Genomic DNA, 15,647 nt, shown 5'->3' on the forward strand with positions numbered 1-15,647 from the left:
CATGGGTGTTTCCTGGCGCCTCTGTCCGGGCCAGCAACTACGGCGCCGACAGTGGGACGGCGAATGCGTGCTGTACAACGATCTGTCAGGCGATACCCATCTGATGGGCGCCGATGCGCTGGAGTTGCTGCTGGCGCTGCACGCCGGGCCAGCCGGCGCCGACGCTCTGGGTCGCCGCCTGCTGGCGGCCGGCATGGCCGCCGCCGACGATGCCGAGGTGACAAGCATGCTGGAAGATCTGGAACGCCTTGCCCTGGTCGAGGCCATATGCTGACTGTGGCGCAGCTGCCGGCCGGACAACTGGCCTCGCGCTTGGCCGGCGCCGGCCTGTACCTGCAAACCGGCGCCTTCGTCACCCGTCTGCAAAGCACGATACCGAGCGTGGTGCGCGGCGTGGGAATGATGTACGCGGACTACCCGCTCGGTCCCGACGACGGCTACGCCGACTTCCACCTGCGCATGGTGCGTCCGCTCAATTGGCGGCGCTGGTTGCGCCCGCAGGTGCAGCTGCTGGCCGACGGCCTGGCGCCGTTCAAACCGCTGCCGCTGGCGCAGGCTTATCCAATGTTCGAATGGGGGCTGAACTGGTGCATCTCCAGCCGCGCCCATAGTTATCTGATGCTGCACGCGGCGGTGGTGGAAAAGCACGGCCGCGCGGCCATCCTGCCGGCGCCGCCGGGCTCCGGCAAAAGCACCTTATGCGCGGCGCTGGTGCACCACGGCTGGCGCCTGCTGTCCGACGAGCTGACCATGGTCCGGCTCGAGGACGGCCTGATCGTGCCGATGCCGCGTCCGATCAGCCTGAAGAACGGCTCGATCGATCTGATGCGCGCGGCGCTGCCGAGCGCCCTGTTTTCGCCGCCCGTCACCGACACCAACAAAGGCACGGTGGCCCACCTGCGCGCGCCGGCCGATAGCGTCGGGCGCCTGGCCGAACCGGCGCGCCCGGCCTGGATCGTTTTCCCCCGCTACGAAGCCGGCGCGGCCGCAGAGTTGCAGCCGGTCGCCAAGGCGCGCGCGCATCTGCGCACCGCCGAAAATGCCTTCAACTACAGCGTCCTCGCGGCGCGAGGCTTCGACGCCATGGCCGACCTGATCGACCAGTCGGACTGTTACGACTTCCGCTACAGCAGCTTGGAAGACGGCATCGCCACGTTCGAACGTCTGGTGGCGCCGCCATGACGCCGCTGCTGATCGAAGCGCTGCGCACGCCGGCCGCGCTGGCCGCGTTCACGCCGGCCCAGTGCGACCTGGTGTTGCGCCAGGCCGAGCGCGCGCAATTGTTGCCCAGCCTGCACGCGCGGGCGCGCGACGCAGGCGTGCTGGAGCGCCTGCCGGCGCCGGCGCGGCGGCAACTGGACTGGGCCCGCCAGCAGGGCGAGCGCCATCTGCAGGCAGTACGTTGGGAAGTGCGCCAGATCCGCCAGGCGATGGCAGGCCTTGGTGTACCGCTGATATTGCTCAAGGGCGGCGCGTACGCGATGGCCGGGCTGGCCGCCGCCGAGGGCCGGATCTTTTCCGACATCGACATCCTGGTGCCACGCTCGGCGCTGGCCGACGTCGAATCTGCGCTGATGTTGCACGGCTGGGCCGGTGTTGGTCACGACGATTACGACCAGCATTACTACCGGCGCTGGATGCACGAACTGCCGCCGATGCAACATGTGTGGCGCGAGACCGTGATCGACGTCCATCACGCCATACTGCCCAGCACGGCCGCGGCGCATCCTGACGCCATGCTGCTGCGCGCGGCGGCCGAGCCCCTGCCCGGCTACCCCGCCAGCGGCAGCCTGCCGGCGGTGTACACGCTGGGTCCGGTGGACATGATTCTGCACAGCGCCACGCACCTGCTGTACGAAAGCGAGTTCGACCACGGGCTGCGCAATCTGGTCGACATCGACCGCTTGTTGCACGAGTTTTCCTCGCTGCCGGGTTTCTGGGTGCGTTTGACGGATCGGGCCGCCGCGCTGCAACTGCAGCGGCCGCTGTTTTACGCGTTACGCCACGCCGCCCGGCTGCTGCACACGCCGGTGCCGGCTGCGCTGTTGGAAGGCAACGACGTGGCGCGACCGGGGCCGGTGGTGCTGGCGCTGATGGACGCGTTGCTGGACCGGGCCCTGCTACCCGAGCACGAAAGCTGCGACGGACCGCTGAGCAAGCTGGCGCGGCAGATGCTCTACCTGCGCGGCAACTGGCTGCGCATGCCGCCGTGGCTGCTGGCGCGCCACCTGTTCCACAAGGCCCTGCTGACGCCGCTGCAAGCGGCGCGCACGCGCGATGTCTGACGGGCTAATTCACCCCTTCGCCAGCATTTTTCCGTACATCCGTTTGCCGACGCCGATGGCGAGCCGCTGCAACGGGTTGCTGCTGCCACCGGGCCGGTAAGTGTGCACCAGCTTGTTGCGATAGGCGTCGAAATGCAGCCCGTGCGGCGCGGCCAACACCTTTCCCCTCCCGAGCATCACCTTCAGCGCAACCGTGGCCGAAATGCCGGCGCATAGATTGCACGCCATGATGGTCGATGGCCCGCGCCGCTCCTTCAGATTCATCGCCGACGGCACCACCAGATATCCTCGATGCAGGCCCGCCGGCGCCAGCCCGACGATAAAGCGGATCGCTTTATCCAGTTCGGGCAGATCGCCCCATTGGAAATACTGTTCGAACGTGGTCTGGCCGGGAAGGAAAGTCAGGCTGGCCCCGCCCATGCCGAGCGGCGCGCAGGTTGTCGATGGAATACCGAGCTCGGCGCACTTGGCAAAGGTCTGCTGACGGGCGTCGAAAGCAAAGAAATCCAGGCCGTCGACATAAAAATCCACGTCGCGCAGGAACTCGTTCAGGTTGTCGGTCGTCACGCCCTCGGGAAACACACGGATGTCGGCTTCTGGATTAATGTCGAGGATCATGCGGCGGATCACTTCCGACTTCGGCTGGCCAAGCGTGCTCATTGTCGCGCCCAGCTGCCGGTTGAAGTTGACGATGTCGTAGGTGTCGAAGTCGGCGATGACGAACTTGCCGAAGCCGAGCCGGGCGAAAGTGTTGGCGTAGAACGAACCGACCGCGCCGGCGCCCCCGATCGCCACGCGTTTGGTGCGCAATACCGCTTGCTCTGCTTCGGTCACCCAACCGATATTGCGTGAGAATGCCTTTTCGTAATTAAAAGCTTGATCCATGACAGCTACCTTTCTGGTGATCCTGGTCATACCGGTATCGTGGCCATTTCCCCAACGCCATCGTGCCATCCAGGATATTCGGTGAGTCTTTAAATGGTGGTCGACTTCCCGCGCTCGCGCTGCAACGCGATGCCGACCGCCAGCGGCAAGGCGTAGATGAAGGTCTGCGGATCGACCTTGCAATGCCGTCCCAACAGCGACGGCGACACTTCCTGCCGGTGCAGCACGCGGTGCAGCAGATCGGCGACAAAACTGCGGCGCAACCGGCGCACGCTGGCGAGGTTGGCCTGCCGCTGCGGCGCCGACAGCTCGAACAGCCGCGACAACGCGCGCTGGAACTTCATTTCGTGGTGCAGACGCAACAGCGATGTTTTGCTGCCCCATCCGGAGCCGGAAAAAATATTCACACCGGGACCATAGACGCATTCGCAGCGCGCCGAAAACGCGATGCGGCTGGTGCATTGGCTCAGTTCCAGCCAGAATAGATAGTCTTCCCCAGCGTACACGAATTCCTCGCGAAAACGTAGCGTCGACAGCGGTGCGTGGCGGTACACCACGGTGGAAGTGCCGATGATGTTCCCGCTCAGGATCTGATCGAACATGTCGCCGCGGTAGGCGTACAACTCGTCGGCGCCGGCCAGCGCCGGGTGTTGCGCCAGGTCGATGCGGCCGGCGCGGCGGAACGCGCTGACGGTCTGGTTCAACTGGTAGTGGTCGGAAAAATAAAAATCGTTGCCCTGCCCGAGCGCCGTCAATGCGCGTTCCAGGTGCTCCGGTATCCATTCGTCGTCGGAGTCGAGAAAGGCAACGAAGTCTGTGTCGGCCGGCAACGCGCGCAGACCGGTGTTGCGGGCGGCGGCAGGACCGGCGTTGGGGCGCTCGATGATGACGATGCGCTCCGCTTCGTCCGCCGGCAATCCGGCCAGCTCGGCACGCGCGGGCACCGGCGAGGCGTCGTCGACCACGATGATGACGAGCCGATGTGCGCCGCGCTGGGCCAGTGCGGACGCCACCGCCTTGCCGAGGATGCCCTGCTGCCGCTGGTAGTAGGGAATGATCACGGCCACCACGGGAACTTTGCCGGCAACTGTGTCTTCGTCAACTGTGGTGTTCATGTCTTTCTCCGTTGCGGAATGCGCAGCGTGGGCAGCAGCCGCCGCGCGGTCAGCCACAGGTCGCTCAGCAAGGGCATCGGATCGCGCCAGCTGTGGACGAAATAGCGGGTGCCGGGCCGGACGAAGTCGAACAGATAGCCGGCCACCTCGGCCAGCGCGCCGGCCGGCGGCACGTAACCGTCGCTGGGCTTGCGGGTCAGGACGCGCCACAGCCGCTTGGTTTCGGGCACCATGAAGCGGGCGCGCAGGCCGGCCACATACGGCGCTTGCGACACCGGCTGGTTCAAGCCCAGCAATTGATACGCGTACCATGGAAACGCCGCGCCGGCCTGGCACGCCAACGGCAGGCTGCCCCAGAAGCGGCCGTTGATCTCCATCAGCGCCGCGCGTCCGGTGGCCGGGTCGTAGCGGTATTCGACCATCGCCACGCCCTCCCAGTCGAGCGCACGCAGCAGCGCGACCGATTGCTGCATCAACGACGCGTGTTCGCCCGGCGGCAACGACTCGCACAGCGTCGAGATGCCGCCTTCCGGCGGCCACTCGTGGACGCGGCGGTGCTGGAACAGGCAGTGCGCCTGGCCGTCGCGCATCAGCACGAACTGGCCGAGGCCATAACCAGCGCAAAATTCCTGCACCATCGGATAGATGCCGACCGCTTCGTAGCGGCGCAGTCCGGCCATGAGCTCTTCGGCATCGGCGCAATAACGTAGCTTGTCAAGCGACAGGCCGGCGCGCCGCAGCGGCTGCATGGCGCCGTTCGGATCGGCCCACTTGAGGATGACCGGGTAGCGCAGCCCTGGCGCCGCAGCGGCGGCCTCGTCCAGCGAGACCGGATGTAAGGTGCGCGGCACGTGGATGCCCACCGATGCCGCCGCAGCGTAGGTTTGGTCCTTGTGCAGCACCCGCTCCATGCGCGTCGTGTCGGCGAACATCAGACGGTAGCCGTCCAGTTGCGCACGCTCCAGGTTGAGCGCGCTGATGTCGGTCTCGGAAATCGCGAACAGGCACGCGGGGCCGATTTCAGCGGACAGTTGCCGCAACTGCTGCAACAGGCCGGCGGCGCCACCGCCGGGACGTATCAGGCCCCGGGTTAGATATCGCGACCGCAGGCCGAGCCCGGAAGCGCTGTGCGCGATGCCGATCACCGGCACGCCGCGCCGGCCCAGGTCGCGGATGATGGCGAGACCGATCGGTGTGTCGATGCCCAGCACCACAGCCGGTATCAGGGTCTCAGCCATGGGGCACTCCCGCGACAGGCACCTGCCTGCCCGGTCTCTCGAACACCAGGGCCAGCAGTTTGCGGATCGCATGACGCCAATGGTGGCGCTGCTGCTCGGTCAGGCTGCCGAGCACCGCGATGGTTGCGAACGTTGCCAGCATGGTGGCGGCATAAAACCATGGCCGGCCCGGGTCGCCATCGATCAGTGCGGCGAAAAACTGCATCAATGGCTGATGCAGAATATAGGCGCTGAAGGTGTAAGCGGCCAGCGGACGTATGACCGGTTCGATCATGCGCAACGGGCGTGCTGCGACGTCGGCAAGCGCGCGCATGCCTGCAAAGTTGGCCAGCACGATCAGCGCAAGAAGGTAATCGGTGATGAAGAACTTGGAAAACGCCATTTGATGATGCAGATTGGCGCCGACCAGCCGCAACAACAATTGCGAGCCTGCTTCGGTCATGCCGTAGTGGTGGAATAGCCAGTACGCCGGCCAGGACGCTGTAAACAATAGCGCCCCGGGCAGCGGCTTGAGCGTGCGCAGCCATTGCCAGCGGAACAGCACCACGCCCGCCACCCATACCGGCGCGAGCACCAAGATCTTGGGCCCGAGCAGCAGCATGACGGCGCCGGCCAGCAACACGCGGGTGCGGCCGGCCGTGAAGGTGACGATCGCGAACAGCACGTAATACCAGAACTCGTAGCACAGCGACCAGTACGGCACGTTGGAGAACGACATGATCGATACCAGCCACACCTCGTTCAGGAAGGTCAGGCTGGTCAGGATGCGCAACCACGCCAGGCCGTAGGTGGTGGTGCCGCCGGTATAGAACTGCGGCGCCATGGCTTCGCCTGCCATGTCGAACAGCGGCGTCAGCAGTACCACGGGCAGCGCCAGCGAGTAAAAACGTGACAGGCGGCTGGACCAGTAGGACAGCGGCGTGTTCTCGCGCTCGGACGTAATGTAGGCGATCACATAGCCGGACAGCACGAAGAAGACGATCACCGCCGCGTGGCCGTGGTTGCTGAACGGTAGCTTCTCGGTCGTCAGCAGGCGGAAATTCGAGTGATAGATGATCACCGCCAGCGCAGCCAGCACGCGCACCAGGTCGAGATAGATGGAAAAGCCGCGGTTCATGCAACCCTCCCGCCGCGTTCGGATGCGCTGGTGGTCTCACGCCGTGTCAACTGCGGCACGGAGCGCTGAAGGCCGCGCACCGCTTGTCGAACTCGGGAGAAACACTGGTCGAAATACGCGTCGCTCAGTGTGAACGGGTCGTGCAGATGCGGCATCGGTCCGGTGCACCACAGGCCCAGCAGCACCACTTCGACATCGGTGCGCGGCCCGAGACGACGGCGCAGCTCGCGCGCCTGGCGCACTTCCATCACCAGGAACAGGTCGCCAGGCTGGACGTCGAAATCGGTCAGATCGGTGGCGCGGTGGGCGCTCATGTCGTAGCCGTGGCGGCGCGCCGCACGCAGCGCGCTGTCCGGGGAGGCCGAGCCGGAATGGGTCGACAGGCCGGCCGAGGCCACCGTCATGTCCAGCCGCGCTGCCACCTGTTCGGCGAAGGCGCTGCGGCAGATGTTGCCCAGGCAAATGAATACGGCGCGGCGCACTTTGTGCGGATGGCGCAGGCGGAAGCCCGACAAGCGCCCGGCGGCCAGCTCGATCCGGGCCAGCCATGCGCGTACGAGGCCGCGCCAGGTGCCGTGGCGGCGGTCGATGGTCTCCGCCAACGCGTCGAACGGACGGCGCCAGCTCATGCCGCCCCCGCGCTTGCCCGGGACAACGCCCAGTGCCCGTAGCGGTCGTATAACACCTGGGTTGCCATACGGCACACGCTTTGCCATGGCGCCCCGCTCAGCAATTGATTTTCCGCGCCGCATGGCGCGAGCGGCATGCTGGCGGCCGCCGCCAGGCCACTGGCTTGATACAGGTCGGTATTCGCCGCCAGGTAGCCGCACAGCCGTTCCAGCCGCTCCTGATTGACGCCGTGGCGGCGCAGGGTTCGGTAATCGGCGCCACGGCTTTGCACATATTCGAAAGGATGGGTCAGGATCACCACCAGCTCCATGCCGGCCTGTCGCGCACGTTCCAGCAAGGTTCGGGTTTCTGCGAAGCTGGTGCCGGAAATCGACAGCGTCTTCAGATGCGGACGCCGCAGGCGCCAATCGGTGAACGTGAGCACCGGGCACTCCAGCACGCCGTGGCGCAGATGGCGCCCACCGTACAGGCGGTAGCTCGGATCGCCGCTGTCATAGATCGCCAGTCCGATGTTGGAGCTGTAGGGAATGCCGGCGGCGGCCATCGCGCGGTACAGCCCGGCATCGTGCTGCAAGCTGGCGCTGCGGAACACCTGCGGCGGCGCCAGGCCCCATTCGCGGAATGTTTCCTGGCCCTGGCGCAGCAGTTCCAAGGTCGATGCCTCGTCGCGGCCGGCGAAATCGTCCTGGCGCGGCTCGCGTCGCACGCGTTCGGACCAGTCGTCGTGCTGGAACACGGCCCAGCACGGATGGGCGTGCAGTTGGAGCTCATGGCCGGCGGCGGCGATGCGCTGCGCGAGCGGCCGCATTGGATCATCGCGGAAATAGTGACGCTGTAAGGTCTCGATGAAAAACGTCGCGGTGATGTCGTTGCGGGCGAAGCAGTCGAGCATGAAGTCCAAGCCCTGCGAGCGCCCGTCGACATCGCAACGCACCATCTGTGCGCCGACCGGGCGCAGCGCTGGATCGGCAAAGGCGCCGGCGATGCTGAACTCGGTATCGATGGTCAAACAGACGCGCATGGCCTCAGTCCCGCGCATGTTGAGTTTGCTGATGTTGCTGATACCACTGTTCCAGCATCATCAACACCCACACCATGGTGCCGTGGTAGCCGGCGTGCTCGCGCACGTGATGGCCGAGCAATTTGTCGATGAACTCGCCGCGTACCACGCCGCGCCGGCGCAGCGATTGCAGGCTGTCGCCGGCCAGCGCGTGCAGGCGTGGATACTGTTGCATCCAGACGCCGAACGGCAGCCCGAAGCCATGCTTTTCCTTGTGGATGATTTCCTGCGGCAGGAAATCGCCCAGCGCCTGCTTGAAAAAATAGCGCAATTGGCTGCCGTTGAGCTTTTGACGCGGCGTCAGGCGGGACGAAAACGCGACCATCGATTCACTCAAGAACGGAAACGCGGCTTCGACTCCGGCCAGCGCGCAGGCGCCGCGCACCTTCGGCAGGTCGTTGTCGGCCAGCGTGATTTTCAGGTCCAGCGCCAGCATGCGATTGATCAGGCTGCCGGCGTCGCTCTGGCCGTAGGACGCAGCCAGTTCGTCCAGCGGACGGTCCGTGCTGGCGCCCGCCAGCAGACCCGGCTCGAACACCTCGGCGGCGCCATAGCGGTTGAGCAAATTGTAGGTTTCCAGCCGGGCCGGCATCGGCACCGACGCCTGTGCAACGTAGCTGCGCGCCTTGCGCAACAATGCCACGCGGTCGGCGCCGGGAAAATGGTTGAGCGCCGGCTCCAGCAGCCCTTCACGCAGCAGCGCAGGCACTTTTTGGTACAGCGCGAACACTTGCTGGCGCGCGTAGCGCTCGTTACCGCCGAACAGCTCGTCGCCGCCGTCGCCGCCGATCATCCGCGTAACGCCGTCGGCCGCCGCCATGCGCGCGCAGTAATATGCGGGCACGGCAGAGGCGTTGCCGAACGGCTGGTCGAAGGCCTTTGCCATGCGCGGGATGATGTCGACGACGTCGTCGGCCGTTACATAGTATTCGTGGTGGTCGGTGCCGAAATGGCGCGACGCCAGGCGGGCGTAAGACATTTCGTCGTAGCCGTCGGCCGAGAAGCCGATCGAGTACGTTTGCGCCGGACCGCCGCCGGTTTCGCACAGGATGCCGGCCAGCGTGGAACTGTCGGTTCCGCCGCTGAGGAAGGCGCCGACCTTGCCGTTGCCGGTTCCCATACTCTCCCGCACGCTATCGCGCAGCACCTGACGGAATTCCTCCTTCAGTTGCGGGAACGGTGTATCGATCCGCTCATCGAAGCGCATGCGCCAATAAGTGTGCGACTCGATGCGTCCCTGGCGGTAATGCAGGCAGCTCCCCGGCAGCAGGTGCTGCTGGTACCGGTAGATGCCGCCCGGGGCCGGGATCATGTGGAAGAACACGTAGTTGTACAAGCCCTGCGGATCGATCTCGGCCGGCGTCAACGGGTGCCGGCGCAGCGCCTGGGCCGAGCTAGCAAATACCAGCGTCTCGCCCTGCTGCTGATACAGCAGCGGGAAGCTGCCCATGTGATCGGTGGCCAGCAAGGCTTCGCCGGCACGCTCGTCAATCACCGCCAGGGCGAAGGCGCCGGTGAGTGCTTCGCATAACGCCAGCGCACCCTGTCCGCGCCACAGTTCGGTCCAGAGCGGGCCAGGGATCGTGTCGACGCTGCCGCGCAAGCGAGCCTCGCCCCACAGCATGAAGCGCACGCCGTCGGCTTCGTAGCATTGCACGCCCACGCCTGCCATCGCGCTGGCCGCGCCCGACATGATTTGGGGAGGACGCGCGTCGACGCCCGTCAGCGGCGCGGCCATCGTCTCGGCCAACTCACGGTTGGCGCCGGCGTCGCGGCCCTGCCCTATCCACCCACAGATTCCACTCATGAAGCCGCTCCGTCGCGATCTTGTTGTCCGACCAGTACTTCCAGCGCCGCCGGATGGCTGAGGAAGCCGCCGGGACTTGCGCTCAATCCGTAGGCGCCCGATTGCAGCACGGCCACCAGGTCGCCCGGGCCGGCGGTGGCCAGCTCCATGCGGTCGGCCAGCAAGTCCAGCGGCGTACACAGCGGTCCGACCACGGATACCGTCTCGCGCGATGCGCCATGCACCCGGTTGCCGATCACCACCGGATAATTCTTGCGGATCACCTGGCCAAAGTTGCCCGACGCCGACAGGTGATGGTGGAGGCCGCCATCGGTGACCAGAAACACTTGCCCACGCGAGAGCTTGCGCTCGATCACGCGGCTGACATAGACGCCGGCCTCACCGACCAGATAGCGGCCCAGCTCGATAACGATCTGCGCCTCGGGCAGCGCGCGGCCCACGTCCGGCAGCAACAGCGCCAGGTTGGCACCGACGGCAGCCACGTCCAGGCGCTGTTCGCCGGGGAAATACGGGATGCCAAAGCCGCCACCGATGTTAAGCAGCCGCATCGGACGCGGCGCGAACTCGGCCAGTCGCATCGCCAATGCCAAGGTCTGCTGATGGGCTTCCTGCAACGCCGCCGCCTTGAGATTCTGTGAGCCGCTGAAGATATGCAGGCCATGCCAGTCCACCGGCATCGATGCCAGCCGTTGCAGCAAGGCCGGCACCAGCTCGGCGTCGATGCCGAACTGGCGGGCGCCGCCGCCCATACGCATGCCGGACGACTTCAGTTCGAAATCGGGATTGACGCGCAGCGCCACCTGCGGGCGAATGTCAAGCCGCAGGCCGATGGCGGCGATTCGATCGAGCTCGGCTTCCGACTCGACGTTGATGATCACGCCCGCCGCAACCGCGCACGAGAGTTCGCCGTCGCCCTTGCCGGGTCCGGCGAAGCTGATATCGGTTGGCGCCACGCCGGTGTCGAGCGCGACGCGCAGTTCGTTGCCAGAGGCGACGTCGATGCCGTCGACCAGACCGGCCAGGTGCTGCACCACGGCCGGCATCGGATTGGCCTTCATCGCGTAGTGCAACTGCACGCCGGGCGGCAATGCCGCGCGCAGCTCGGCGACGCGACGCGTGATCGCATGGCGGTCGTAGGCGTAAAACGGGGTCTGCCCCAGTTGCGCGGCCAGCCGCGTCAGCGGGACGCCGCCGACTTGCAGGCAGTCGTCACGCACAGGGAATTGTTCCAGCGGCGCGTGAACTGGGGCGTGGCTGGCCGCTTGGTTCAACACCGCACTCATGCCGGCGCTACCGTGAAGCTGGCCAGATATTGCGTGCTGAGCAGCTTGCGGTCGATCTTGCCATTGGCGTTGCGCGGCAGGCTGGCGTCGGCCAGGATGATTTTATGCGGCAGCATGTAGTTCGGCAGGTGCGGCTTGAGCGCGGCCAGCAGTCGGGCTTCGTCAAGCACACGTCCCTCGCGCACGGCCACCACCACCACGATCGCCTGGCCGAGCACGGGATGCGGTACGCCCAGCGCGGCAGCCTCTGCCACCTCGCCTTGCGCGTACAGCACCGCCTCCACTTCGCCCGGACTGACGCGGTAGCCGGAGGTCTTGATCATCTCGTCGGCGCGGCTGATGAAATACAGGAAGCCTTCCTCGTCGCGGCGCACTGTGTCGCCCGACCACACGGCCATTTCCGGCAGCATCAGACCCGTCAGCGGCGAGCGGTAGGGTTTGAAGCGCTCGGCGGTGCGCGCGGCGTCGTTCCAGTAGCCAAGCGAGACCAGCGGTCCCCGATGCACCAGCTCCCCAGGTTCGTTGGGCGCGCATTCGCTGCCGTCGGCCCGCAACACCAGCACCTCGGCGTTGGGAATGGCCTTGCCCATCGAGTCGGGACGCTTGTCCAGCTCGGCCGGCGGCAGGAAGGTCGAGCGGAACGCTTCGGTAAGCCCGTACATCAAATAGGGTTTTGCGGCAGGCAGCCTTGCGCGCAGCTGGTCGAGCGTGGCGCGCGGCATGGCGCCGCCGGAATTGGTCAGGTAGCGCAAGGTGCACACGGTAGGCCAGTCGAGCGCGGCCAGCTGTATCCACAGCGGCGGCACGCCGGCCAGGCCGGTGATGCGCTCTGCGATCACGGCGGTGAGCACGTCGCGCGGCAGCAAGTGGTTGATCAGCACGACGCAAGCGCCGCTGAGGAAGGCGGTGGTCAACTGGCTCAGGCCGTAGTCAAAGCTGAGCGGCAGCACGGCCAGGATGCGGTCCTCTGCGGTGTTGCCCAGATAGCTGGCGACGCTGGCCGCGCCGGCCACCAAATTGCGGTGCGACAGCACGACGCCCTTGGGCTGGCCGGTGCTGCCCGAGGTGTACAGGATGGCGGCGACGTCGGAATCGGTGATGCGGCGGGCGGGCAACCCGGCGTTGTGCACGTTGGCCTCGGCGGCGTCGCCATCGGCCAGCGCCGCCTCCCAGTCGAGCACCTTGATCTGGCCGATATCGGCGACGGCGGTCGCGGCGCGCGCCGCGCCCAGCGCCAGCACCGTGTGCAGGCTGTCGCAGCCGCCCAGGCTCGGCGCCAGCTGGCGCAACCGGTCGGCGCTGGTGACCAGCACCCGCACGTCGCAGTCGCGCAGGATATAGGCGACCTGCTCGGGTTTTAACAAGGGATTGACGGGGACGAACACCATGCCGGCCGCAGCGGCGCCGAACAGCGCGGCGACGTGCTCGATATTCTTTTCCATATAGACCGCAACGCGTTCGCCGCGTCGCGCGCCGCGCGACCGCAACGCCGCGCAAGCGCGCCTGGTCAAGGTGGCCAGTTGAGCGTAGGAGAGGCGCCGGGCGCCATCGACCAGCGCTTCGGCAGCGGGTGCGCGCTCAGCCGTGGAGAAAATAAAATCGTGCACCAGGTAGCTCGTCGCACAGCCCATATCACCCTCTTTTGCAGGTATTTAGTGGAAAGGCCGGCCCCGGCCAACAGGTCGAACGATGATATCAGAATGGCACTGAGATTAGCATTTTAATATTCAATTACAACGAAAACAACACTATTTGACATCCTTCGTTATTAATAGTGCATCGAACTAACAGGAGCGCTATACTCGAAAAATGTCTAAATGGTAACGGAGAGGCGAACGCAGAGTCGCCTCCAATCTTACCGGCCGGGGAGTAGCTGAGCATGTTGAATGTCAATCAGGATGTCGGTTTCCAGCCGGCCGTTGGCGGCGCGCAAGCGGCGTCCGCACCACCGCCGGCCTCGCCGATTCCGCTCGCGCCCGTGTTGTCCGCCGCGTCCTTTCTGCATCGAGGGCATCCCGCCGTGCGCTCGATCGTCGATGCCGGGCCGGCGCGGCTGGTCACCAGCGGCCGTGTCGCCATCGCGCTGGCGCTGCGGGAAATGGCGGTTGGCGCCGGCGACGAAGTGCTCGTGCCGGCCTACCACTGCGCGTCGATGATCGAACCGGTGATCTGGTCGGGCGCGCAGCCGGTGTTTTACCGCATCCTGCGCAACACCGAGATCGACCTCGACGATCTGGCGCGCCGGGTCACGCCGCGCACCAAGGTATTAATGGCGACTAATTACTTCGGCTTTCCCCAACCGCTGGACAAGCTGCGCGCGTTTTGCGACGGGCACGGCATCAAACTGCTGGAGGATTGCGCGCATTCCTTCCTGGGCGAGTACCAGGGCAAGCCGCTGGGCTCGTTCGGCGACTACGCCATCGCCAGCAGCATGAAATTCCTGCCCATCTATGAAGGCGGCTGCCTGGTGTCGGCGCGCCATGCGCTCGGCGGCGTGCGGCTGCGCTCGGCCGGCATCGGTTTCGAGGCCAAGGTGGCCATCAATGCGCTGGAGGAAGGCTGCCAATATCGACGACTCGGTGTGCTGCGTCACCTGCTGGCGTTGCCGATGGCGCTCAAGAACGCGTTGTGGCAGCGCATGAAGGCCCGCAATCCGGCGCGCGCGCAACCGCTGTCGCCGGGCTCGTCGGAAGGCGGTTTCAGCTTCGATCCGGCCTGGCTGGACAAGCGCTCGTCGGTGTATTCGCGGCTGATGCTGCGGCTGGTGTCGCGGCGGCGCATGGGCGCGCTGCGCCGGCGCCACTATATAAGGCTGCACGCGGCGCTGGCCGACCTGCCCGGCTGCCGGCCCCTGTTCCCGGCGCTCCCGGACCATGTCTATCCGTGGGTGTTTCCGTTGTGGGTGGAGCAGCCACGGCAAGTGTTCGCGGCGCTCAAACGCGGCGCGGTTCCTGTCCTGCGCTTCGGCGAATTCCTGTGGCCGGATGCCGGCGCCGCCGTGTGCGACGCCAGCGTCGAACTGTCGCGACACGTGATGCAGTTTCCCTGTCACCAGGAGTTGCGCGACGATGAGCTGGAATGGATGATCGTCCAGATCCGCGCGGCGTTAACGGCGGGAGCGCAAGCATGAGCTGGTCGCTGGTGCCGGCGGCCCGCTTCGCCGACCATGCAAGCGCCTGGGCCGCCCTGAACATTGCCGGCCCCGCAGCGCCGCTGCTTTCGCCCGAGTTCGTGCAACCGCTGCTCAAGGAGTTCGGCAGCGGCAACGAATGGCTGGCCATGTGGCGCGAGGATAACGAGGTGCTGGTCATGACCATCGTCTGCCCGCGCCGTGCCGGCGTCTGGGAAACGTTTCAACCGTCGCAGGCGCCCGTCACCTTATGGCTGGAGCGGCCGGGCGCGCTGGCGCCAGAGGAGTTGCCGCGCCTGCTCGACGCACTGATCCGCACCCTGCCCGGCGGCGCGCTGCTGCTGGGCATGACCCAGTGCGACCCGGCCGTCACGCCCCAGCCCGAGGACAGCGACCGCATCACCGTGCTGCCCTATCTGGACACCGCCCGCGTGGCATTGCAGGGCGAGTTCGCCGATTACTGGAACGGGCGCGGCAAGAACCTGCGCGCCAATATGAAGAAGCAACGCGCCAAGTTGCTCAAGGAAGGCATCGCCACGCGCATGGAAGTCACCCGCGAGGCCGAGGGCATGGCCGCCGCCGTGGCCGATTTCGGCCGGCTCGAAAGCGCCGGCTGGAAGTCGAAGGAAGGCACCTCGGTGCACCTCGACAACGCGCAGGGCCGTTTCTACCGCGCCATGCTCGAAGGCATGGCCAATCGCGGCAATGCCGCCGTCTACCGCTACTGGTTCGACGACCGGCTGGTCGCCGTGAACTTGTGCGTCGAAGGCGGCGACAGCGTCATCATCCTCAAAACCACGTACGACGAGTCGCTCGGCAGCCAATACAGTCCGGCTTTTCTGCTGCTGGAAGAGCTTTGTCAGCATTTGTTTGCGCTACGTCGTTTCAAGGGACTTGAATTCTATGGCAAGGTAATGGAGTGGCATCGTCGGTGGAGCGACGAAGTGCGCACGCTGTACCACGTCAACAGTTACCGCTGGTCGGGACTGCGCCGCCTGCATCTGGCATGGCAACGTCGCGCCGAACACCGCAACCTGGCTGCAGCCCCGGCCGCCGCCACCGCAGCAACCGCCGAACAACCAATGGAGTAGCGTTAC

14 protein-coding genes are annotated in these 15,647 nt (G+C 66.0%); 5 read left to right on the forward strand and 9 right to left on the reverse strand.

Features of this window, described 5'->3' with window-relative positions:
- The first annotated feature begins 1 nt into the window (after position 1).
- From ACZ0BA_RS08895 to ACZ0BA_RS08905, 3 genes are read left to right on the forward strand one after another with little or no spacing between them, the layout of a single operon-like run.
- Positions 2-274 (forward strand): HPr-rel-A system PqqD family peptide chaperone, encoded by a 273-nt coding sequence (locus ACZ0BA_RS08895; RefSeq protein WP_463450925.1) that lies wholly within the window; start codon positions 2-4, stop codon positions 272-274.
- The gene (locus tag ACZ0BA_RS08900; protein ID WP_463450926.1) at positions 268-1,182 is read left to right on the forward strand and encodes an HprK-related kinase A; all 915 of its coding nucleotides are present in this window, start codon (positions 268-270) and stop codon (positions 1,180-1,182) included. Before ACZ0BA_RS08895 ends, ACZ0BA_RS08900 begins: the two co-directional genes overlap by 7 nt.
- On the forward strand, positions 1,179-2,285 hold the full coding sequence (locus tag ACZ0BA_RS08905; protein WP_463450927.1) for a nucleotidyltransferase domain-containing protein: 1,107 nt from the start codon (positions 1,179-1,181) through the stop codon (positions 2,283-2,285). Before ACZ0BA_RS08900 ends, ACZ0BA_RS08905 begins: the two co-directional genes overlap by 4 nt.
- 9 nt (positions 2,286-2,294) lie before the next feature.
- On the opposite strand, the gene ACZ0BA_RS08910 is transcribed toward ACZ0BA_RS08905, so the two are convergent.
- The 9 genes from ACZ0BA_RS08910 to ACZ0BA_RS08950 form a co-directional block, all read right to left on the reverse strand.
- The gene (locus ACZ0BA_RS08910) at positions 2,295-3,170 is read right to left on the reverse strand and encodes a ThiF family adenylyltransferase (RefSeq protein ID WP_463450928.1); all 876 of its coding nucleotides are present in this window, start codon (positions 3,168-3,170) and stop codon (positions 2,295-2,297) included.
- An 89-nt stretch (positions 3,171-3,259) separates the two neighbouring features.
- Positions 3,260-4,285 carry a glycosyltransferase family 2 protein gene (locus tag ACZ0BA_RS08915; RefSeq protein ID WP_463450929.1) on the reverse strand — a complete coding sequence of 342 codons (1,026 nt, stop codon included), beginning with the start codon at positions 4,283-4,285 and terminating at the stop codon, positions 3,260-3,262.
- Entirely contained in the window at positions 4,282-5,523 is a 1,242-nt protein-coding gene (locus ACZ0BA_RS08920; RefSeq protein ID WP_463450930.1) for a carboxylate--amine ligase, read from the reverse strand. The genes ACZ0BA_RS08915 and ACZ0BA_RS08920 overlap by 4 nt, the downstream gene beginning before the upstream one ends.
- Positions 5,516-6,640, reverse strand: coding sequence for an acyltransferase family protein (locus tag ACZ0BA_RS08925; RefSeq protein WP_463450931.1), 1,125 nt, complete (start codon positions 6,638-6,640; stop codon positions 5,516-5,518). The genes ACZ0BA_RS08920 and ACZ0BA_RS08925 overlap by 8 nt, the downstream gene beginning before the upstream one ends.
- Positions 6,637-7,269, reverse strand: a complete 633-nt coding sequence (locus ACZ0BA_RS08930; RefSeq protein WP_463450932.1) for an arsenate reductase/protein-tyrosine-phosphatase family protein — start codon at positions 7,267-7,269, stop codon at positions 6,637-6,639. Before ACZ0BA_RS08930 ends, ACZ0BA_RS08925 begins: the two co-directional genes overlap by 4 nt.
- The gene (locus tag ACZ0BA_RS08935; protein WP_463450933.1) at positions 7,266-8,291 is read right to left on the reverse strand and encodes a polysaccharide deacetylase family protein; all 1,026 of its coding nucleotides are present in this window, start codon (positions 8,289-8,291) and stop codon (positions 7,266-7,268) included. Before ACZ0BA_RS08935 ends, ACZ0BA_RS08930 begins: the two co-directional genes overlap by 4 nt.
- 4 nt (positions 8,292-8,295) lie before the next feature.
- Positions 8,296-10,137: an asparagine synthetase B family protein gene (locus ACZ0BA_RS08940; RefSeq protein WP_463450934.1), complete on the reverse strand. Its 1,842-nt coding sequence runs from the start codon at positions 10,135-10,137 to the stop codon at positions 8,296-8,298.
- The gene (locus ACZ0BA_RS08945) at positions 10,134-11,420 is read right to left on the reverse strand and encodes a pyridoxal-dependent decarboxylase, exosortase A system-associated (protein ID WP_463450935.1); all 1,287 of its coding nucleotides are present in this window, start codon (positions 11,418-11,420) and stop codon (positions 10,134-10,136) included. The genes ACZ0BA_RS08940 and ACZ0BA_RS08945 overlap by 4 nt, the downstream gene beginning before the upstream one ends.
- Positions 11,417-13,051 carry an acyl-CoA ligase (AMP-forming), exosortase A system-associated gene (locus ACZ0BA_RS08950; protein ID WP_463450936.1) on the reverse strand — a complete coding sequence of 545 codons (1,635 nt, stop codon included), beginning with the start codon at positions 13,049-13,051 and terminating at the stop codon, positions 11,417-11,419. Before ACZ0BA_RS08950 ends, ACZ0BA_RS08945 begins: the two co-directional genes overlap by 4 nt.
- A gap of 248 nt (positions 13,052-13,299) precedes the next feature.
- Between ACZ0BA_RS08950 and ACZ0BA_RS08955 the strand changes: the two genes are divergently transcribed.
- Together ACZ0BA_RS08955 and ACZ0BA_RS08960 are read left to right on the forward strand one after the other, a co-directional pair.
- Positions 13,300-14,550, forward strand: coding sequence for an aminotransferase class I/II-fold pyridoxal phosphate-dependent enzyme (locus ACZ0BA_RS08955; RefSeq protein WP_463450937.1), 1,251 nt, complete (start codon positions 13,300-13,302; stop codon positions 14,548-14,550).
- Positions 14,547-15,641 (forward strand): GNAT family N-acetyltransferase, encoded by a 1,095-nt coding sequence (locus ACZ0BA_RS08960; protein ID WP_463450938.1) that lies wholly within the window; start codon positions 14,547-14,549, stop codon positions 15,639-15,641. The genes ACZ0BA_RS08955 and ACZ0BA_RS08960 overlap by 4 nt, the downstream gene beginning before the upstream one ends.
- Positions 15,642-15,647 lie beyond the last annotated feature (6 nt).

Source organism: Duganella sp. AC917 (assembly GCF_979258245.1).